This is a genomic window from Runella aurantiaca (assembly GCF_003339505.1).
In the GTDB taxonomy this organism is placed as follows: domain Bacteria; phylum Bacteroidota; class Bacteroidia; order Cytophagales; family Spirosomataceae; genus Runella; species Runella aurantiaca.
Window position 1 is genome coordinate 114243 of the sequence record NZ_QPIW01000012.1, and the last position, 20628, is coordinate 134870.

General features: G+C 48.0%; 14 protein-coding genes. 5 read left to right on the forward strand and 9 right to left on the reverse strand.

Annotation, left to right across the window (positions count from 1 at the left end):
• Window positions 1-168 precede the first annotated feature (168 nt).
• The 3 genes from DVG78_RS15830 to DVG78_RS15840 are packed head-to-tail and all read left to right on the forward strand — an operon-like array spanning window position 169 to window position 3371.
• A complete protein-coding gene (locus DVG78_RS15830; protein ID WP_114462037.1) occupies window positions 169-2586 on the forward strand; it encodes an alpha-L-rhamnosidase-related protein in 2418 nt (805 codons plus the stop codon).
• 18 nt (window positions 2587-2604) lie between these two features.
• Window positions 2605-2904, forward strand: coding sequence for a DUF202 domain-containing protein (locus tag DVG78_RS15835; protein ID WP_114462038.1), 300 nt, complete (start codon window positions 2605-2607; stop codon window positions 2902-2904).
• A gap of 11 nt (window positions 2905-2915) precedes the next feature.
• Entirely contained in the window at window positions 2916-3371 is a 456-nt protein-coding gene (locus tag DVG78_RS15840; protein ID WP_114462039.1) for a GNAT family N-acetyltransferase, read from the forward strand.
• A 69-nt stretch (window positions 3372-3440) separates the two neighbouring features.
• Here the strand turns inward: DVG78_RS15840 and DVG78_RS15845 are convergent, their stop codons facing one another.
• The 6 genes from DVG78_RS15845 to DVG78_RS15870 all read right to left on the reverse strand — a co-directional run bounded on the left by DVG78_RS15845 (window position 3441) and on the right by DVG78_RS15870 (window position 13805).
• The gene (locus tag DVG78_RS15845) at window positions 3441-6422 is read right to left on the reverse strand and encodes an amidohydrolase family protein (protein ID WP_147277096.1); all 2982 of its coding nucleotides are present in this window, start codon (window positions 6420-6422) and stop codon (window positions 3441-3443) included.
• A 113-nt stretch (window positions 6423-6535) separates the two neighbouring features.
• A complete protein-coding gene (locus DVG78_RS15850) occupies window positions 6536-7999 on the reverse strand; it encodes a SusD/RagB family nutrient-binding outer membrane lipoprotein (protein WP_114462041.1) in 1464 nt (487 codons plus the stop codon).
• Between the two features lie 51 nt (window positions 8000-8050).
• Entirely contained in the window at window positions 8051-11278 is a 3228-nt protein-coding gene (locus DVG78_RS15855) for a SusC/RagA family TonB-linked outer membrane protein (protein ID WP_114462087.1), read from the reverse strand.
• Between the two features lie 333 nt (window positions 11279-11611).
• Entirely contained in the window at window positions 11612-12445 is an 834-nt protein-coding gene (locus DVG78_RS15860) for a ferritin-like domain-containing protein (protein ID WP_114462042.1), read from the reverse strand.
• Between the two features lie 13 nt (window positions 12446-12458).
• Window positions 12459-13160 (reverse strand): ferritin-like domain-containing protein, encoded by a 702-nt coding sequence (locus tag DVG78_RS15865; protein ID WP_114462043.1) that lies wholly within the window; start codon window positions 13158-13160, stop codon window positions 12459-12461.
• A 174-nt stretch (window positions 13161-13334) separates the two neighbouring features.
• On the reverse strand, window positions 13335-13805 hold the full coding sequence (locus DVG78_RS15870) for a hypothetical protein (RefSeq protein WP_114462044.1): 471 nt from the start codon (window positions 13803-13805) through the stop codon (window positions 13335-13337).
• Window positions 13806-14039: 234 nt separating this feature from the next.
• Between DVG78_RS15870 and DVG78_RS15875 the strand changes: the two genes are divergently transcribed.
• Entirely contained in the window at window positions 14040-14300 is a 261-nt protein-coding gene (locus DVG78_RS15875; RefSeq protein WP_147277097.1) for a hypothetical protein, read from the forward strand.
• Window positions 14301-14377: 77 nt separating this feature from the next.
• On the opposite strand, the gene DVG78_RS15880 is transcribed toward DVG78_RS15875, so the two are convergent.
• On the reverse strand, window positions 14378-15493 hold the full coding sequence (locus DVG78_RS15880; protein ID WP_114070234.1) for a Gfo/Idh/MocA family protein: 1116 nt from the start codon (window positions 15491-15493) through the stop codon (window positions 14378-14380).
• 149 nt (window positions 15494-15642) lie between these two features.
• On the opposite strand from DVG78_RS15880, the gene DVG78_RS15885 reads away from it, so the two are divergent.
• Window positions 15643-18177 carry a M14 metallopeptidase family protein gene (locus DVG78_RS15885; RefSeq protein WP_114462088.1) on the forward strand — a complete coding sequence of 845 codons (2535 nt, stop codon included), beginning with the start codon at window positions 15643-15645 and terminating at the stop codon, window positions 18175-18177.
• A 143-nt stretch (window positions 18178-18320) separates the two neighbouring features.
• Here DVG78_RS15885 and dapA read toward each other — a convergent pair whose 3' ends face one another.
• Together dapA and DVG78_RS15895 are read right to left on the reverse strand one after the other, a co-directional pair.
• Window positions 18321-19205, reverse strand: a complete 885-nt coding sequence (gene dapA, locus DVG78_RS15890) for a 4-hydroxy-tetrahydrodipicolinate synthase (protein ID WP_114462046.1) — start codon at window positions 19203-19205, stop codon at window positions 18321-18323.
• Between the two features lie 87 nt (window positions 19206-19292).
• Window positions 19293-20546 carry an aspartate aminotransferase family protein gene (locus tag DVG78_RS15895; RefSeq protein ID WP_114462047.1) on the reverse strand — a complete coding sequence of 418 codons (1254 nt, stop codon included), beginning with the start codon at window positions 20544-20546 and terminating at the stop codon, window positions 19293-19295.
• Between the last annotated feature and the right edge of the window lie 82 nt (window positions 20547-20628).

The window sequence follows — 20628 nt, forward strand, 5'->3', positions numbered from 1 at the left end:
TCAAAAGTACAAAAAATAGGACATTACACAAGCCAATGGTCTATTTCCAAATCATGGGTAACGCAAATAAGAAGGGAATTCAACGGCGCTATTCCAGTTCGAAATTGAACCCCATTGCGTGGTGTTTCTGTAATTCTGTTAATTTAGGGGCGATAATTATTCAAACCTATGATGAAACATAAACACTTCCTTGGACTCTTTTTCGCCTCAGGAATCGGCTTTCACCTTCCTGCGCAAAAGGTTATTCCGCAAAGCATTGCCCCCGTTTTTGCCAATGCTGAAAGCATCACTGGCCGACCAAACTATCTCGATAGTCCTTTCAACACCGCTGGCGACAGGCTTTACATGGTAGGACACCAAAACGGTACGTTTCCCGATTTGGGCTGGCACGTCAAAGGCGAAATGGGCGGCATTTGGCATCATCCCATCAAACTCATGGATGGTTTTGAGGCGAGCGTCACCGTCGACGATGCCACCGTAGCACTCACCAAGGCCGATACGTTTGTCAATTACCCATTTGGCAACAAACATATTTTCAATACTTTTTCAGAAAAAATAACCGTCGAACGCCTTCAATTTGTAGCCGATGGAAAAAGTGCGGTCTACGTCGAGTTTTTGGTCAAAAACAAGACCAACAATAAACTCAACGTGACGCTAGACCTCAAAGCTATTTCCAACCTCATGCCCGTTTGGCTGGGTGAGCGCACCGGAATGGTGGACGGAAAAGATGCCGCGACCTTTCGTTCGGTGGACAATTTTTGGGTGGCCAAAGACGCCCTCAATCCGTGGTATGCGGTGTATGGTTCTAGCATAAACGGCACACCCTCAAGTACTTCAGAAGTCAATCTCACCAAGCCCAATGTCTCAACGAGCCGCACCCAATACACCTTTGAAATCGCGCCCAATGGCGTTTTTAGCTTTCCGTTGATTATTGCGGGGTCTTCAAAAAGCGAAGCCGAGGCCATACAGGCGTTTAAGGAAGTGCGCGAAAATGCCTTTGCCTTGATTTCAAAAAAGAAAGCAAGATTTGAGCAAATCAATCAAAAATCCCGCATTACGCTCAACGACAAAGAACTTGAAACGGCGTTTCGTTGGGTCAAATACAACACCGACTGGCTCATCGTCGACGTGGCGGACCAAGGTCGTGGCGTAAGTGCGGGCCTGCCCGATTATCCGTGGTGGTTTGGTGGCGACATGGTCTACACCCTCAAAGGACTGATTGCTACTGGGCAAAAGTCGCTGACTTACAGCACGATTGACCTCATCCAGCGCATCTCCGAAAAGACCAACGGCAACGGCCGAATCGTCCATGAAGTATCTACTAATGGCGCGGTTTTTAACCCGGGCAACGTCAACGAAACCCCGCAATTTGTGTCCCTGATTTGGGAGGTGTTTTGCTGGACGGGCGACCGCGCATTTCTAAACAAATACTTTCTGGGCATTGAAAAAGGGCTAGATTGGCTCATCAAAGAAAACGACAAAGACGGCAATTCGCTGCCCGATGGATTTGGAATGATGGAGATTCACGGCATGAATTCCGAGATGATTGACGTAGCGGCCTACTCCCAAAAAGGTTTTGCCGATGCGGCCCAAATGGCGGCGATTTTGGGAAAGAATGCGTTGGCAAAAAGCTACCAAGACAAAGCAGACCTCATCAAAGCAAAAATCAATAAAGACTTTTGGGTGGAGGAATTTGGCTCATATGCTGATTTTATCGGCACCAAAGAACAAGCATTACACTTGGTTCAAGACGCCATCGTGCGCGCCGACACCCTCAAAAAACCTTGGGCCGTCAAAGAATTAAAAGACACAAAAACCAAAATTGAGACTTACGAAGCAGGACTAAAAAAGGGATTTGTGATGCACCACAACTGGGTCGTAAATACCCCGATGGAAATGGGCATTGCCGATAAAGAAAAGGCCATTGCAGCGTTGGAAACCGCTAAAAAATTCACCAATCCCTTCGGAATGTTTGTGACGGGAATCGACCGCGACGAAACCGCTGGAACCGACGAAGGCTCTTTTGCCGCCGTATCCGACAAAAAAATATTTACCTACACGGGCGCCGTCATGACGCTACCCACGGGGGTACAAGCCGTGGCAGAAAACAACTACGGGCGTCCCAATGAGGCCTATAATTTGCTCAAAAAGATGACCAAATCGTTCAGTTACGCGTTTCCCGGCTCCATTTATGAGGTTTCACCCGACTACGGTATGATGACCCAAGCTTGGAACATGTACGCTTTTGGGGAGCCCATCATCAAGCAGTTTTTTGGCATCAAACCCCTCGCCCACCAAAAAAAAATCAGGCTTTCGCCGCTGCTCCCTGCGGCATTGACGGAAGGAAAAGTTGAAAATGTGGCCGTCGGAACAAATGAAATTTCGGTGGTGTTCAAACAAACGACGGGCAGCGATACGTTTAATATCAACCAAAAATCAGCCGACTGGAATATTGTTTTGGCCCAGCCCAAAGGCAAATACACCCGATGGATTTTGAATGGCAAACCAGTGCAACCTGACACCTTTGGTGACACAGAGCAGGTTTCAGTTTCGGGGAACACTGTTCGTTTTGAGCTTTTTAAATAAAAACACAGCCACTAGAAAATGGACAACGCTCAAAACAAGGACCTGATTTTACGGGAAAAACTGGCCATCCAACGAACAATTTTGGCCAATCAATCCACTTTTTTGTCATTTTTGCGCACGTCCATGTATTTTCTGGTGGCTGGACTGAGCATGAAAAGTCTGTTGAAAATAGAAAGCGCTTTGTCCATTCAAATCCTCTTCTTTGGGTGTTCTTTCATCCTTCTCACCGTGGGTACCATTAACTATTTCAGGCAAAGCAAAAAAATAAAGGAAAGTGAAATCCACATTGGCAATTACAAAAAAGAGCATCTCGAATAAATACCAATCCAATGGAGATAAGACAATACAACAGTGCTGATCAAGAACAGATTATCCAACTCTTACGGCTCAACACCCCAGAATACTTTTCGCCCGACGAGGAAGATGATTTAGTGTATTATTTAGCGCACCACGTCGAATATTATTACGTGGTGGAAAAAGACGGCGTAGTGGTTGGTTGCGGCGGCATCAATCTCGCCGACGACGGCATCACGGCCAAAATCTCTTGGGATATTGTACATCCTGACTATCAAGGAAAAGGCATTGGCAGCGCTTTGACAAAGTACCGAATCGAACGAATCAAGGAAATGGAAGGGATAAAAACCATTTCGGTCCGAACATCGCAACTGGTGTATCCTTTTTATCAAAAATTCGGTCTCGAACTCAAAGAAATTGTGGAAGATTTTTGGGCCGAAGGCTTCGATATGTACCGCATGGAATGTGATTTAGCAACGACCCAACCCTAAACTTACTCATGCAAAGTCGCCGAGAACAGACTCTTTGCGTCTCGGCGACTTTGCGTGAAAAAATGCGGCTTAAGGCCGTTTCAACAACTCTTCCAACGTATATATTTTTCCATTGACAAGCACGTAGCGTACGCGCTGCGCGTCACGAATATTTTGGAGTGGGTTGCCCTCTACGATGCTGATATTGGCAATTTTTCCTACTTCCAACGTTCCCAAATCTTTATCAACATTGAGGCTTTTTGCGGCATTAATCATCGAGGTTTGTAAGGCTTGAAAGGGCGTAAATCCACTTTCTACATAACTCCAAAGCTCTACGTGCAAGCTCGTGCCGTAGGGCATAATAGGCGAATCCGTGCCGCTCGTGATGCGCGCCCCGCTGTCCAGAAGTCGCTTGGCAACTTTGCCCGAATTGGCATAATTCAGCACAATGGCCGAAGGTTGGCTTTTCATCTGTTGGGCCGTTTCCAGCATCCCAGTGCGGTAGTAAGCAGGATACAATTGCCGAAACTGCGGCGTATCAAACAGGCTCGTATCTCTCGTAATGGTGCTCCAATACCCGCCCGAAAGCGCCAATGTAGGCGTAATCACCATTTTTGACTGACTGATGATTTGCACTACATCTTCATAGCTATGGGCCGTTGAGGTCAGCTTGGGCGAATACCCCCGGCGACTCGTAGCGCCGAGGTGCTCCACCGCATCCACGCCGTACCGAGCGGCAGGAAAAATCTCGTGCGACGATATAGTCATGCCGTTTTGGTGGGCGTATTCGGTGATTTTTTGCTGCCATTCATCGGGCATCCGCACGTAGGTTTTGATAAGGTCGTAGCCCAATCGGTTGGCGCGGTTGAGTTCGAGTTTAAGCTGTGCTTCCGAGCCGATGGCCGTGGCCATGTTGTAATAAATGCGACCGCCGTCGGTGAGGGCCCCCGTCAAAAAGTGAAACGGCCCGGGGCGTCTGCCGCTGTGCCATGCTTCGCGCTGCTCTACGGCATCATAAGGGTCAGAACCCGGCTCGCGCACCGTCGTAATGCCATAAGCCAGCCAAATCCGTCCCGTTTTTTCGCCAAACTGCGCATCGAGGTGAGAATGTGTTTCAAACAACCCGGGCATCACAGTCAGGTTGGACGCATCCACTTTGCGGTAATTGGCGGGGTAATTAGTGCGGTGCGGTTGAATCGCTTTGATGCGACTATCTTCCACCACCAAGTCGACGTTGGTAAGTAATTTTTCATTTTTTCCGTCAAACAACCGCCCCGCATGAATCACGACGGTGCCTTTGGGCTTGGCATTGGTCCACGTCAAGTCGAGCGGAATATCCTGCTTGCTTGTGTCGGCGAGGGCTACTTTCCGCAGGTGGTCGGTGGCCACGTACACCAACGATTTTGAATCACCCGTCCACGTAGGTGCTTCGGCCAACTCCGACGTAACGGCGCGGGGTTGACCCTTAAATTGACCATCTTCGTTGACATCAATGACCCACAGCAAAGCGTCTTTGACGTAGGCCAGTTTGGTGCCATCGGGCGACCAAATCGGGCCGTTGCGGTAGCGCATCGCGGGGGTTTGGTAGGGTATGGGCGTATCGAAACTAACCGCTTGTCCGCTTTCGGAATTGACCAATAAAAACTTACTTACCCCTTCGCGAAACTTGGAAGAATACGCTTCCAACGCCGCCAGCAACACGTATTTCCCATTCGGCGACCACGAAGGTTGCCCTGGCTGAAACATAGGTTTGTAGACCGCTTTGGTCACATTGGTGGTCAAATCCATGATTTGTAGCACCGTTCCTACGGCCAGCGTATTACGCAGGCCCTGTTTCATAAACGCAATCTTTTTACCGTCGGCCAACCACGAACCCTGAAATTCATCGTCGGCGGTTTGGGTCAATTGAGTGATTTTTCGGGTCGAAAGCTCTAACGTGTACAAATCCATGTTGCCCGTTCGGTCGGCGGAAAAGAGTAGCTTTTTTCCATCTGGCGACCACGCTAAGTCGGTTTCATAATACACATCGTCAGTCAGCTTTACCGGTTTAGGTAGGCCAATCGTCAGCAGCCACACATCACCGAGCGCAATAAAAGCCACCTGCTTGCCATCAGGCGATACCACTGGGCTACGAATGCCTTTTACTGTTTTTAAAGAAGGGCCATCAAAATCATAAGTTTTTCGTTGATACACGGGCGTACTGACCGTCATCGTCACCTGAAACGGCACTTCTACGCTGCCGCCATCTTCGGCACCACGCCGCTTGATTTTTCCGTCAGTGGTGTACAAAATACTCCCGTTGGCCTCCCACGCCGCCCGAAAAGGAAACACATCATCGCCTGTTTTGCTCAACGGAACAATTTTGCCCGTTGCCACTTCGACCGACAACAGCGAAGTTTCGGCAACAGTCAATAATTGGTAACTAATCCATTTACCATCTCTGCTCCATGCTGGCGCACTCGGCGTGCCTTTTCCCGCTGGAGCCAGCAATTTTTCAGTACCATCCTCCAACAGCAGATAAATACCCGCGCCATTGGCCCGACTTGACGCAAAAGTCAATGTCTTGCCATCGGGCGAATAAGCAGGGGTATAATCGTGCTCCAAATGAGTGGTGAGGGCGGTAGCGGTACCCGTTGAAAGGTCAATTTTCCAGATGTCATAATTTCCCTTTCGGTCCGAAGAACAAACAATGCTTTTGCTATCGGGTGCCCAGAAAGGTTCGCGGTGGTCGTAGGGGCCAGAGGTATGTTGTTTGAGGTCTTTTCCTTCTTTATTTACACTCCAAATATGGTACGTGCCTCCCCGATACGACTGAAAAGCAACCCGTTGCCCATCGGGACTCCAGCAAGGTTGGCGGTCGTCGCCCATGCCGTCGGTCAGTGATTTAGCCACTCCGCCTTTGGCGGAAAGCGTGTAAATGGTTCCCTGCAAATCAATGGCAATGGTTTGGCCGTCGGGCGAGAGCGCCATCGCCATATTGGTTCCTTCATTGACCGTAATTTGTTTGGAATCAAGACGCTGGGCCGCGACGTGCATCGAAAAAAATAAAAATGCGATGGTATAAAATTTCATTTGCAGCAGGTTAAGATACGGAGAATAAAAAGGTTTGGGTGGAAACACGTTTGCCCATTTACTGGGCTGAATCAGCAAAGGGGCAAACGTTCCTAAACTACGAATAAAAAAGCTTATTTATAAATTGCCATTGCGTCAAAAACCCCCGGTACGGGTTTGGGTGAAAGCGGATTTCCGTTGATTTCGTTTTGCGAATAGATAAAACGCATCGGCAATTTATCCCCCGCGTTGGGAGTCAACTTTATCCCTGTTGGGCTGGTGCGATTGCGGCGTTCATCGTTCCAACCGATGGTTTGACAATAAAAAGCCACGTAGCGTTCTTCCAAAATTTCCCGCATGAGCGCATCATTTTGGGCAATTCCGTCGGTATTTTCCATGCCTCCTTTTACAAAATCAGCTTCTGCATAAGGCAGGTATTTATACGAAAAATTGGCCGCTGTCACGCTATTTATGTAGCCGCCACCCGTGTTCATAAACGCCCGGTATTCGTTCAGATACGCGAGTGCATCCGCAAAACTGCCCGCCCGTAGGGCCATTTCGGCCTGAGTTAGTTTATTTTCCTGAAACGTCACCAACGGAAACGCCGCATCTACGCTCATAAAACCTACCTGCGTAGCCCGTTTTTGGGTATTCGGCTCCACGCGATTGGGCACGTTGACCCCCTGACGCAAATAATAAAAATTAAAACGGGCCGTTTCGTCGGTTTTGGCATTGCCCCGGTAGGTGGTGGTGAGCGTTGGGTCAATCAGTTTTAACAAATGACAAGGAGCATTGGCTTTAGTAACGGCCGCCCCATCGCCAATCCTACTCACTGCTAAGAAGTTATAAATAAAATTTTGATTTTGCCCCTGAATAGCCCCGTGCGGCATGTACATGGAATTGGTGGCTTTGCTTACGCCTTTTGCCGCCGCGGCCGCCGCCAATGGGTACTCTTTGGTATCGGTATAAAACCGGGCTTTGAGCGTGTAGGCCACTTCAATCCACTTTTTTGGGTCCCCACCCAGCAGCACATCCGTGCCAGCACGCGGTACGCCCACGCCCGTTTCGAGGTCTTTGATGGCTTCGTCCAGCAGTTTTTGCACACCAGCGTAGACTTCGGTTTGGGTGTCATATTTTGCATTCGGAAATTCTTCCAATTGAGCCGCCTGCGAAAAAGGAATATCTCCGTAGAGCGAAGTCATGGTTCCCATGTTGTGGGCCATCAGTACTTTGGTCATTCCCGCCAATACCTTGACGCCCTGCGGTTCAATTTTGGCCAACAACAGGCGTGCATTGCGGTGAATACCGTAGTAGCTGCTGCTCCACATGCCGTCAAAATAAGAACCCGCCACATTGTAAACGTGAAAATCGGCCCATTGACGGTCGTAACCGAAATAATAGCCGCTCCAAATACTCGACAAAAGCGAGTTGTAGCCTTCGTGTACCGAGGCCGCGGCCAACTCAATGCCCGTAAACATCAACTCGGCGGGCGCATCGGTCGGGTTGTTCAAATCATCGTTCAGGTTACTCACAAGGGAGTCGCAGGCCGTCAGGGATAACGTGATGGCAAGTGCGGCGGTGGAAATATATTTTTTCATTTTTTTGTCATTTTGGAGATTAAAAATCCGAAAGGCAGGTATCTGTATTTATCAGTAATTGATTCTGACCGAAAAAACGACCGATTTAGAGCCTGGGTTGTTGAAATAATCTTGACCACGACCGTTGCCAGTACCATTGAGCGACGTTTCGGGATCAATACCTACTACATCCGTCCAAAGCAATAAATTACGCCCCGTAGCCGACACGCTAATCGAACCCAATTTGAGTTTTTCTTTCAACCAAGGGCTGCGCCAGTTGTAGGCAAGGGTAGCCTCTCGGAGTCGGGTCCAACTGCCATCTACCATGAATTGTTCCTGTAAAGCACTGAATCCCTGCCCCAAAGTGGTGTACCAAGCTTGATCCAGCAATACAGGCCCTGCGCCGAAATCCTGAATATTGCCGCGTACGGCACTACCCGCTTCAAACATTTTTCCGTCGTAGTTTTTGAGGCCGCCGGCGGGAATCGTCACTTCATTTCCTACGTCGGCGTGTGTACCGAAATTATAGAGTACAGATTGGGTATTGGGCGCGAATGTTGAGCCTTGGAAGGTTTCAAAAAGCACATTGAGAGAGAAGTTTTTGTAATTGACATTGGTTCCGAAACCTGCGCGGTATTTGGGGTTAGGATCACCAATCACGCCGTAGGTAGGTGCCAATTGCGGAAAGCCGTTGGCGTTCAAATCTAATGACCCGTCGGCCTTACGGAGATACGTACCGCCATAAAGCGCTGATAATGAATAGCCAACTTTAGCTACTGAGCTAGTAAGCGTGCTAAATCCTCCCAAAACAATCTGGTCGGTTCCCGCCAAATCTTCCACCCGGTTTATGTTCTGGCTGATGTTTCCAATGAGTTGAATATCAAGCGCTCCTTGGCGAAATACCTCGGCCGACACTTCGCCTTCCCAGCCTTTGTTAGACATGGTTCCAGCATTGGTGTAACGACTCGTAAAACCCGTACTCGGCGCGGCGGCCACTTCCAGCAGCAGGTCTTTGATGGTATTGCGGTAATACGTAAATCCCAACGAAAGACGGTCTCTAAAAAAGCGCATATCGCTTCCGATTTCCCACTCCGTTTTACGTTCGGGGCGCAAAAAAGCATCTCCCTGTTGTGACGACTGCACAAAAGCACCGTTGCCATACGCCACTCCGCTGGCAGTACCACCCCAGCCCCCAGAAAACTCCGCCGTCACAAAATCGGTCGTACTTCTGTACGGTTGCGGCTGCACTCCCACGACGCCGTAAGACCCGCGAAGTTTGCCAAAACTCAACCAACCGATTTCTCGCAGCGGATCTAGTTTGGTAAACTGCCACGCCACATCTACCGAAGGATACAGAAAGGTTCGGTCGGTTTTTTCACCAAACGGTGAGCCCGACTCCGCTGCCGCACCGAGGTTCAGATAAACTTGATCGTAAAATCCAAAATTGGCAGTGCTGTAAAGTCGTGTGGTACGAATCCGACGCTCTTCGTCAAAAGGAGTGCGGTTGGCTGCCGTGGAGTTGCTGGCATCCATCGGGCCATTCGGAATCAAAAAGTTAACCATTGAATAGCCCAGATTTAGAAAATCACGATTGTTGACGTTCCAGCCCAAAATATACGTCCCCGAAATATTGGGCGTAATGTCTTTCACGGCGCGGGCTATCACGTCAAAGTTAAGCTCGGTTTCTTTAAACATCTCTTCGGTATAACTTCCCGTGAATGCACTCCCTGCCGAGCCTACTGGATAATAACTTTTGCGCGTATCGGTATAGGAATCTACCCCTCCGCGTGCTTTCAACTCAAACCATTTCTGCGGCTTGAAACTGATTTCGGTGGCGGTGATAAAACGGTCGACGAGCGTAGGGTTTTGCAACTCATTGATCACCCACAACGGCGAATCATAAATAGGATTATCGTTGCCCAAATAGCGGCGATAAGACCGCTGACGCAAAATCGGGGCGGCCGTTGGGGAAGAATAGTAATAGCCTTTGTAATCTGTATCGTCAAAATCAGGCGGCGTGCGCACCATCCCCAAGTAAAGTCCATTGACGTTTGACCCTGTCTGGATTCGATTCGATTTAGATTTAACGTAAGAAGTCTTGGTAGAAAGCGAAAGCATATCCCCAAACTTACGGTCGGCATTGAGGCGGAAGGTAGTCCGGCGATAGTCGCTTTGCCCGCGAATAATTCCTTTTTGGTTCAGGTCACCCACGCTCAAATAATAGGTTCCCTGCTCATTGCCACCGCTGAGGCTTACGTTGTTATCCACAAAATACCCCGTCCTGAACACCTGATTGATTCGTTGGTCGTTGTAGGTTTCTTTGGAGTTTTTTTTCGTAATCGGATAATGCTTCGTGCCATCCAAAGCTTCAAAATACTGTCCCGTGGTGTTGAATTCATCGGCGGCACCCGAACGGTTTTCGATTTTATCCCCCCAAGAATTGGAGGCCGTAGGACTAAAAACCCCATTGACCCCCTGCCCATATTTATCTTGCATGGGGTGCAAAAGATTCACTTTATCAATGGAAACCGACGAGCTGAACGAAATATCAACTTTGTTGCTGTTGCGACCTTTTTTGGTCGTAATCACCATCACCCCATTGGCCGCACGCGAGCCCCACAGAGAGGCAGCGGCGGCTCCTTTCAGAATCTGCACATCCGCAATATCATTGGGATTCAGGTCATTAAGCCGCGACTGTTGGCGTACCCCACCAGCCGATTCACCGATGCTGCTATTGCTCATCGGAATCCCGTCAATAATCACCAAAGGTTGATTATCGCCAGTGATGGTGCTTTGCCCGCGTATTTGGATGTACGAACCTGCGCCCGGGTCGCCTGATGAGCGGGAGATTTGAACACCCGCGGCTCGACCCGCGAGACCGTTAATAACACCCGTTTCGCCCGTTCGGGCAATCGCCACGCCCGTTACTTTGGAGGAGGTCGCGCCCTGAATGTCTTTGTTTTGCTCAAAACCCAACGCAGTCACGGTCACTTCCATGAGCTGTTTGGTATCGGTTTTAAGCTTAATCAAAAAATTGCTTTGGTCGCCGATGGGCAATTCTTGGGTAGACATTCCAATGAAAGAAACCACCAGTATCCCTCCTCCAGAAGGCACACTGAGGGCAAAATTTCCCTCAGAATCAGAGTTGGCACCCGTGTTGGTGCCTTTGAGCAAAACGTTGACCCCGGGCAGTACGGAGCCATTTTCGGCATCGGTAATTTTACCGGTAATCTTGCGGGTTTGTCCGTAGGTAGATATACCAATAAAACCAAGCAAAAGAATGAGTAGAGAACACTTCATAATGGGCATTTAGTTTGTTGTTTAGGTTAATTGTCAACATAACTTACTGACCAAAAGCATTAACTCAAAATTTAATTCGGCTTTTATGAGAAAATTTAAAATAGTTGTTTAGATAATTAAAAAACTATACAGGTTGAATATTTACATTCTACAAAAAATATAATTTTATCGACAAAAAGTCATTATTTATCTACACATAGCCACTACTCAATATTCTAAAATAACATACGTATTTGTACTTAACTTTTAAAAGCCGCCCCATATTTCATTTTTTAAGTATAAAAAAAAGGGAGACTCGTAAGCCTCCCCCTTTTTTTTTCAACCGACACAGACCTACGATGCAATGAACAACGTAGCAACGGCCAGTACTTGCTCTTTGGTCAATGGCTCGTCAAATGCTTCGGTGACGGCATTGGCCGAGAAGCCACCGAGCGTTTTGACGTCTACCCCGGCTTGGGTTGTATTTTCTTCACCATTATAAATGGGCTGAACAACGACGTTATCAATGCCACTGTCGTTGCCAGTAATCCACGGCTTAACCGAAGCACCATTGGCTTTCCGCATCATACGAATATGTGCCGCGTGGCGGGCTTCGACCGAGTGAATATTGAGCGCGGCGGTAAGCACGGCATTTTGCTGTACCAAATTGGGTGCTTGTCCTTTGTAAGCACGAACACCCGTATCTTCTAGCGATTGGGCAACGGCCAAAAACAATTGGTAGTTGGTAAAAGCCGTGGCAAAAGGCCCTGTACCGCTACCTTGTCCCCCTGAAAAGTCAAACGTTGGCTCTACAACTGGCGTTCCACCTGCTCCAGTGATGGCCGTTTTTAGAAAATCCACGTGCGCTTTTTCGTGGTTCATGATGGTCGTAATGGCCGCAGTGGGCGCTCCCGCAGGAATCAATCCCGCACTTGCCAGCGCTTTTTCGTAAAAACGATACTCAAGGTATTCGAGCGTAAGCGCGTAGTTGAGCACATCCACCACATTGGTGGTTGATTGGCCATAAGCCTTCTGAAACATACTACCTACCGCCAGCGGCACCGCCGCCATGGTGAGTTTTTTACCTAAATCGGCAAAGTCGCGCAGTGCCTTGCGGCGGCTGTTGAGGCGGTCACTCATTTCAGGGTCACGCTCCTCAATCATATTTAATATTTTCAAAAAATCCATGATGTTCCCTTGGTTATGCCAATGTACCGGCGTTGATTTTTGTTTTAATAAATGGAGCCGCAGCCGTTAACACTGCCGACGGCTCTTTGGACATTTCCAAGCCGTTGGAATCAATGACGGTGCTATCGGCAAACGTTCCGTTGCTGATTAAATCACGGATATAAGCCGCATGACGTGCCTCTACCGACACGATTTTCCCAGCAATGGCCAGCAAATCGGGCGAAGTCAGGAAGCGTCCCGCTCCGTTGTAGGCCGCCACTCCCAAATCTTCGAAGGTTTTTGCGGCATTCAGTACACTTTCACGTTTTGAGAAGTCAATAGAACTAAAATCCACTTCCAATCCACCAATGGCATTGGCACCAAGAGCCGCCTTGAAAAATTCGCGGTGTGCCATTTCATGGTCTCTGATGTCAGTCAATAAAGACCTTTCATCAGCGGTAATTCCTGAGAATTGAGACTCGATAACTCGCTGATAAAAAGCCGCTTCGAGTTGTTCCAATGCATACGCATAATTCAACACCGCGTTGTCGCCAGTACCAAAATTCACCTCTCCCGCCACAATCACTGGGTCGTCCTCTTTACATCCCGTCAAAATCAGCGACGTAGCCGCTGCCGTTCCTCCGGCCCATTTGAGAAATGAGCGCCGATGCACACCCTTTACAAGCAAACCACTGTTGCTTTCAAGGGATGATGGTGTGTTTTTTAAAATGTTCATACAATTGGTTTGTTAAAAAATAGTATTGAAACTAATAAAGGCAAAAGCAAGGGGTACTCGTTTATCGTCTTTCCGCAACCGTTATTGCTTTACTTTTTAACGTACGGCATTCTTTGGGCAAATAGATTTAGAACGTTTTTGATTTTTCTGATCAGCAACATTCCAAGGCTTCAACTAGTCTTTCAAGTCTCGCTTGAGTTCGTCGATATTTTTCTGAAAATCCGATTTAAATTCTTTCCAATCGCGTTTCAATCCCCCTTTAAGCTCGGCAATATCGTTGTCTACATCCTTCAGTCGGGCATCCAATCGGTCTCTTTGCGCCCGCAAACGAATCTTTTCGGAGCTATTGGCTTTGTCTATATCGCGGTCCAACTTCTCAATACGGGTTTTAATTTCCATTCTTCTTTCCTCCATCGTCACCAAAAACTCCCGCTCTTCCTGCTTGAGTTCGGCCACAATTTCTTTTTGTTTGGCGGTGGCCTCCTCTTTGGCTTCCGTCAAATCTTCGGTTACTTCGGCGCTTGCTTCTTTGGCTTCTTTTTGGGCCTCGGTCAATTCTTCCTTGGCATTTTCCTGCTTGCTTTCACAACCCGCAAAGGTCAATCCACCAACCAATAGCGCAACTATTATTATGTACTTTTTCATAATTTTCAACTTAGATTTTTAACGATAATTATTGATATGTTTTGATAGGGTAAAAACTTTGTACCAAGCAGTAAATCAGCTAAAAGAGGGTAAAATTCAACCCCAACTTTCTACAAAAAGGGCAATAAACTACCCGACACCAAAAACAGGAATAGCCAAATCAGGCATAGTGTGGGTGGTCCATTTTTTTAATATAAATAGAACAGTGTATTCCTCCATAAACCGATAAAAGACATGCAGACACCCTCAAATAACAATTCAAATGCATCCATCGGGAATTCCGCATCAGACTTGTGGATTCAGGATGCCGAGCAGCCCAACGAGGCCGCCAATAAAGCGTATGATGAGCCAAAAAATCCAAGAAATGTGGCGCAAGAAACCAAGGAGTTTCCAGAATGGTCCATCATTCAAAACACCCACGATGACGGCCAACCCGACGAGGCCCACGAAGAATTTTTGACGCCTTCGGGCCGAAGTTTTATTGATGAAGCATAAAAAAAACAGGACAATTACTCATCAAAAAAGGCTTGCCGATGGCAAGCCTTTTTTGATAAATGAGGTAGCTAAAGTAGCTAAACGGGCACTTTTTTACCTCCCGCCGCAATGGATTTGTAAATCGCTTCTATCACTTTCATATCTTTCAAACCTTCTTCGCCCGATATGTTGGGTTCTGGTTTTCCGTTCAGAATACAATCGGCCATGCCGTCCATTTGCCAAGTTTGGTGCATTTTGGTCGTGTCCCAGCTCATTTCGCCTTTATGGGTGCGGCCTTTCATGGGGCCGTAGCCAAAAGCAGGACCGAGTTCGACAAAGCCTTTTTCACCAATTACATAGAGGCGTTCAAAATTATTAAAATTATAAGTAGTTGAACAGGAAGCTATTACCCCACTAGGAAAGCCCATTTGCCAGGTCACGGTCTCGTCTACTTCCTTAAATTTTACGGGGTCAGTTTTGGCTTCTTCTGCCGAAACCCAAATAGGCTCTTCACCTGTGGCGTAGCGAGCACCATTGATACAGTAAATACCGACATCCATCAGGGCGCCTCCTCCCGCGAGGGCTTTTTTGAGTCTCCATTGATTAGGGTTACCGCTTTTGAAGCCGTCGTAGGTGTTTACATGCATAATTTTGCCCAATTCACCCGATTCTCGCATCCGTATCAATTCGCGGGTGTAGGGTTCAAAGTGCAGTCGGTAACCAATATATAGCTTCACATTTGCTTTTTTACAGGCGGCAATCATCTCTTGGGCCTGTTTTACGCTGACGCTCATGGGTTTTTCACAAATGACGTGTTTACCCATTTTAGCGGCCCGAAGGGTATATTCGTGGTGCATTGAATTGGGCAGCGTAATGTAGACCGCGTCGATGTTGGGATTATCTTTGATTTTTTCAAAGTCTTTATAATCGTAAAAATTGGCTTTGTCCAAACCAAATTTATCCGACCATTTTCCGACTTTTTCGGGTGTTCCCGTTACTCCCCCCACCAACTTGGCTATTTTGCAGTCTTTCATGGCAGTAGCCACCCGCTCTGCATAACTTCCAAGGCCTACCAAGACCACCCGAAGTTGTTTGTCGGCCACAGGGCTAGTTTCAGGAAGTACGGCGGCCTCCGCTGGGGTCAGTGCAGATACCAAAGGCAGGGTGAGCGCCGAGCCACCAATCTTGAGAAGAAAATCACGACGAGATTTCATGAAGTTGTTACAGTTAGTTTCTCTAAAAAGCACCAATACGTCGTTTTCTATGGTTACTACGGCTAAATTTGTCAAATACATTCAAAAGAAGTTTGTCTATCTTTGTTACAAAAGTCCTTAGAATGCCATTTATCTTCAAACAAAACCCAATGAGAAAATTTACGTTCATTTTAGCAGGATTACTCCTGACACTTCAGTCCTTTGCTCAACTCCAATCTCCCCAACAATTTTTCGGTTTTGCACCTGGCGAACAAATGGTTCCTACGCATCGGTTGTACCAATACGCCGACCATGCTGCCTCTCAGGTTCCCGCCAAGGTGAAGGTAATGTCGTATGGCCAAACATTTGAAAAACGCCCGTTGATGATGGTCGTGGTGAGTTCCGAAGAAAACATGAAAAACTTGGAGCAAATTCGCACCGACCACCTCAAAAGCATTGGAATGTTGGCCGGTCAGCCCACGAGCAAAACCCGCCCAGCCGTGATTTGGATGAGCTACAACGTACACGGCAACGAAGCCACCAACTCCGCCGCTTTCCCCAAAGTACTGCACGAACTGTTGGCGGGTGGAACCGTGTCGGACAAAATCCTCAAAAATGCCGTTATCATTCTCGCGCCTTGTCTCAACCCCGACGGCCACGACCGATACGTAAACTGGTACAACCAAAAAATAGGCACTTCGCCCAACGCCAATACCTCCGCCTGGGAACACGGCGAGCCGTGGCCGGGCGGTCGCTACAACCACTATTTGTTTGACCCCAACCGCGATTGGGCTTGGCAAACGCAGGAAATCATGCAACAGTTGGTTGCCGTATATCACCAATGGATGCCGCACGTTCACGGCGATTTTCACGAAATGGGCCCCAACAGTCCGTATTATTTTGCACCCTCTGCCAAGCCCTACCACGAAGATATTACCCCTTGGCAACGCGAAATGCAGGATGTGGTCGGAACTTATAACAAACGTTATTTTGACCGTAACAACTGGTTGTACTACACCCGCGAGCGCTTCGATTTGTTTTACCCCAGCTACGGCGACACTTGGCCTACCTACAACGGTGCCATCGCGATGACCTACGAACAAGGCGGCGGCGGAATTGCTGGATTGGCCTACGAGCGCACCGAAGAAGGCGACACCCTGCGCCTTACCGACCGCGTAGCCCACGTGGCAGCGGCCAGTATTGCCACCATGGAAGCCATTGCCGACCGCTCTGCTAAAGTAGTGGACGAATTCATTAAATTTTATGACCGTAACCAAAACAACCCGCTTGGAAACTATAAGTCGTACGTGATAAAAACCGCGGGTGAAGAAGGCCGTATCAAAGCATTGAAAGAGTTGTTGGACAAAAACCAGATTCGCTACGGATACGCCACCGACTCCAAATCATTGACCGGTTATAATTACTTAAATCAAAAAGACGAAGCCTTCAAGACCGACGCGGGCGATTTGGTCATCAGCGCCTATCAGCCCAAATCCAACTTGTTGAAAATATTATTTGAAACCAAACCTAAACTGGAAGATTCAGTGACGTATGACATTACGTCGTGGTGCGTTCCGTTGGCATTTGGAGCCAAAACTTACGGTGTTAAAGAGAAACTTATGCCCGGCACGCAACCAGCCGCCACTGCGCAACCCGCAACGGCCATGGTAAACAAGCCTTACGCGTACCTTGTCAATTGGAAATCAGCCGAAGATGCAAAGTTTTTGGCGGCGGTTCTGAAACAAAAAATTCGCGTTCGGGCGGCCGAAAAGCCGTTTGAAATTGGCGGCAAAGCGTACGCTCAGGGAACGCTTGTCATTACCCGCGCAGGCAATGAGCAGCTAGGTGATGCCTTCGACAAAATCATTCGTGCAGAAGCCACCAAACTTGGCATAACCCTCAACGCCACCGAGGGCGGCGGCGCTACCAAAGGCTCTGATTTTGGTTCTGATTATGTCTTTAACCTAAAAGCAGCTCCGCGCATCGGCCTGATTGCAGGCGAAGGTACCTCAATGACCGCCGTGGGCGAGGTGTGGCATTTCTTCGATCAAGAACTCAAATACCCCATCACGCTGATTGACCCCAACACCCGTTTTACGAGCAGCTTGCCGTTTGCGAAACTGGACGTGTTGATTATTCCTACTTCGTTTGGTGCAAATATCCTGCGCGAAAGCCAATTTCCTGCATTGCGTGAGTGGTTGCGCGGAGGTGGCAAATTGATTTTGTTAGAAAACGCTACCTCGTTATTGGCCGACAAAGAAGGATTTGGCCTCAAAAACAAAAAAGAGGACGGCAAGAAAATGGACAAAAAAACATCGGCCGACTCGCTCAAAGTATACGGCAACCGTGAGCGCGAAGCAGTTTCTGACGATACCCCGGGCAGTATTTACCGCATCAAACTTGACAATTCTCACCCGTTAGCTTTTGGTTTTCCTGACCATTTCTTTGCGTTGGTCAACAACACTTACAACTACGACTTCCTGAAAGATGGTTGGAACGTGGGGTATTTGAAGAAAGAAAAAGAAAGCTACGTGGCTGGCTTTACGGGCAAAAACGCCAAAGAAAAACTACAAAATGCGCTGTTTTACGGCGTAGAAGAAATGGGACGCGGCAAGGTGATTTACATGGCCAACGACCCGCTTTTCCGTGGGTTCTGGTACAATGGCAAACTGCTGTTTTCCAACGCCGTATTTATGGTTCCTTAACGAGAACATGGTGCAGGTTTTCGTAGAACGTAGTGCAGGTTTTCGTAGAACGTGGTGCAGGTTTCTCAAAACCTGCACCACCACAAAGCAAAAGCGCGAGACTGGGTCCCGCGCTTTTGCTTTGTATATCAATGTCGCAGAGCTTACATCAGCCCTTCTTTTTCCATAATGGCTTTCAGCGTAACGCCCAATTCATCTGACGCTTTGACCAACGGCAAACGAACCTCACTGCTGCAAATACCTTTGATTTCAAGGCACTTTTTGATTCCTACGGGGTTAGACTCGGCGTACAACGGCGCATCCATGTCCAGAAAACGGTACTGAATAGCGGCGGCTTCGTCCATGCGGCCTTCGATGGCGTGCCAGGTCATTTCAGTAAATTCTTTCGGAAATGCATTGGCAATCACCGAAATAACACCCCTCCAACCCACACTTACCATCGGTGTCACGTGGTTATCATCTCCCGAAATCAAGAGAAAATCACTCGGGCATTCGCTGGCGAGTTCCATGTACTGGTCAAAATTTCCACACGCATCTTTGATACCGATGATGTTTGGGTGTTTTGCCAATTCGGCGATGGTTTCTACCTTCATGTTGACCACAGTTCGTCCAGGTACATTGTACAGAAAAACGGGCACTGGGCTTGCGTCAGCAATGGCCGTAAAATGCGCAATCAAGCCTTTTTGCGAAGGTTTATTATAGTAAGGACATACCGATAACACCGCATCCACGCCCGTCAAATCCGTTTGTTTGAATGTTTCCAGCACCGCGCGGGTATTGTTTCCTCCCAGCCCATACACAATGGGAAGCTTTTTAGGGTTGTTTTCCTGCACAAACTTCAGCAAATCGAGTTTTTCCTGTGCAGTGGTGGTCGATGTTTCTCCCGTAGTACCCTGTACCACAAGGTAGTTAACGCCACTATCGCTTACAAAGTGAAGGAGTTTTTGGAGAGCAGGAAAATCAATGTCGTGGTTAGCGTCAAAAGGGGTCACAAGCGCAACGCCTACGCCTAAAAATCTGGTGTCCATTGGGTACTTTTTCCGTTAGTTATTAATTGAGATTGGTGGAGGTTAAAAATCGGGTCACGACTTTCGCTGCAAAGGTATCAAAATTTGTTAATCAATCGCTTCCAAAATTATCGCGCAGGCCTCGCGAATCTGCGCTTCAGAAATAACCAAAGGCGGCGCCAACCTCATGGAATTATCACAAAATAAGAACCAATCCGTGATAACGCCACCGCCGCTTTGACTGTTTTGAATGGCCCGGTCGATGATGGGTTTCAACACGTCAAAAGAGACAAACTCTACCGCCAACATCAGCCCCCTGCCGCGTATCTCTTTTATTTTTGGATGAATCAACAATCTTTTTATCAAATCCCCTTTCTCACCAACGCTCAATTCCTCCGTTTCTCCGTTCCCCCGTGTTCCATACAAAATATCCTGTACCACTTCCAACGTGGCCAACGAAGCCGCACAACTCACTGGATGGCCGCCAAAAGTGGTTATATGACCCAAAATTGGATTATTTTTAAAAACAGACATGATTTCTTTGGACGCAATAAAGGCTCCGATGGGCATACCACCGCCCATGCCTTTGGCGCACAAAAGCACATCTGGCACCACGTTGTAATGTTCAAACGCCCAGAAGCTACCCGTTCGGCCAAAGCCCGTTTGAATTTCATCAAAAATCAGGAGCGTGCCTGTCTCGTCGCAGCGTTTTCGGAGGGCTTGGTGATAGGCTTCGGTGGGTACGCGCACGCCCGCTTCTCCCGAAATCACCTCAATAATCACCGCCGCCGTGCGGGTCGTAATTTTATCTAAATCTTCCAGCACTCCGTGCCGAATATGACGAACATCAGGCAATAAAGGCCGAAAACTCCGCTTAAAAAACTCCGCCCCCGCCAGACTCAACGCGCCCTGCGTAGAGCCGTGGTAGGCATTAAAACAGGAAATAATTTCGGAACGCCCCGTAAAACGCTTGGCCAACTTCATGGCTCCTTCCACGGCTTCGGTGCCAGAGTTGGTGAAATAGACATTGTCCAAACTTGGGAAGTCTTGAAGACTTTCCAAGTTTATCGTTTTAACCAACGCTTCGGCAAGTTTGACCTGCGGGGTTTCGATGTATTCGCCATACACCATCAAATGCATGTATTTATCCAACTGATCATGAATAGCTTCCAGCACTTTTGGGTGCCGATGCCCCACGTTGCTGACGGCAATCCCCGAAATCATGTCGATGTAGCGTTGGCCGTTTTGACCGTATAAATAGATTCCCTCGGCCCGTTCAATGTCCAGTGCCAACGGAAAATCGGAGGTTTGGGCGAGGTGGTTATAAAAAAGCTGTTGTCGGTGAGAGAGTGTGTTGGTCATTGAGAATTCCATTTTTCAGCTGCAAATATCAACAAAAAACCTTCGACCAAGGCCGAAGGTTTTTTGTTTTTAAGAATAACAA

Bases quoted from the DNA above. Each gene is read 5' to 3' on its own strand.
- DVG78_RS15830 (WP_114462037.1), top strand. From the start codon at position 169: ATGATGAAACATAAACACTTCCTTGGACTCTTTTTCGCCTCAGGAATC.
- DVG78_RS15835 (WP_114462038.1), top strand. From the start codon at position 2,605: ATGGACAACGCTCAAAACAAGGACCTGATTTTACGGGAAAAACTGGCC.
- DVG78_RS15840 (WP_114462039.1), top strand. From the start codon at position 2,916: ATGGAGATAAGACAATACAACAGTGCTGATCAAGAACAGATTATCCAA.
- DVG78_RS15845 (WP_147277096.1), bottom strand. From the start codon at position 6,422: ATGAAATTTTATACCATCGCATTTTTATTTTTTTCGATGCACGTCGCG.
- DVG78_RS15850 (WP_114462041.1), bottom strand. From the start codon at position 7,999: ATGAAAAAATATATTTCCACCGCCGCACTTGCCATCACGTTATCCCTG.
- DVG78_RS15855 (WP_114462087.1), bottom strand. From the start codon at position 11,278: ATGAAGTGTTCTCTACTCATTCTTTTGCTTGGTTTTATTGGTATATCT.
- DVG78_RS15860 (WP_114462042.1), bottom strand. From the start codon at position 12,445: ATGGATTTTTTGAAAATATTAAATATGATTGAGGAGCGTGACCCTGAA.
- DVG78_RS15865 (WP_114462043.1), bottom strand. From the start codon at position 13,160: ATGAACATTTTAAAAAACACACCATCATCCCTTGAAAGCAACAGTGGT.
- DVG78_RS15870 (WP_114462044.1), bottom strand. From the start codon at position 13,805: ATGAAAAAGTACATAATAATAGTTGCGCTATTGGTTGGTGGATTGACC.
- DVG78_RS15875 (WP_147277097.1), top strand. From the start codon at position 14,040: ATGCAGACACCCTCAAATAACAATTCAAATGCATCCATCGGGAATTCC.
- DVG78_RS15880 (WP_114070234.1), bottom strand. From the start codon at position 15,493: ATGAAATCTCGTCGTGATTTTCTTCTCAAGATTGGTGGCTCGGCGCTC.
- DVG78_RS15885 (WP_114462088.1), top strand. From the start codon at position 15,643: ATGAGAAAATTTACGTTCATTTTAGCAGGATTACTCCTGACACTTCAG.
- dapA (WP_114462046.1), bottom strand. From the start codon at position 19,205: ATGGACACCAGATTTTTAGGCGTAGGCGTTGCGCTTGTGACCCCTTTT.
- DVG78_RS15895 (WP_114462047.1), bottom strand. From the start codon at position 20,546: ATGACCAACACACTCTCTCACCGACAACAGCTTTTTTATAACCACCTC.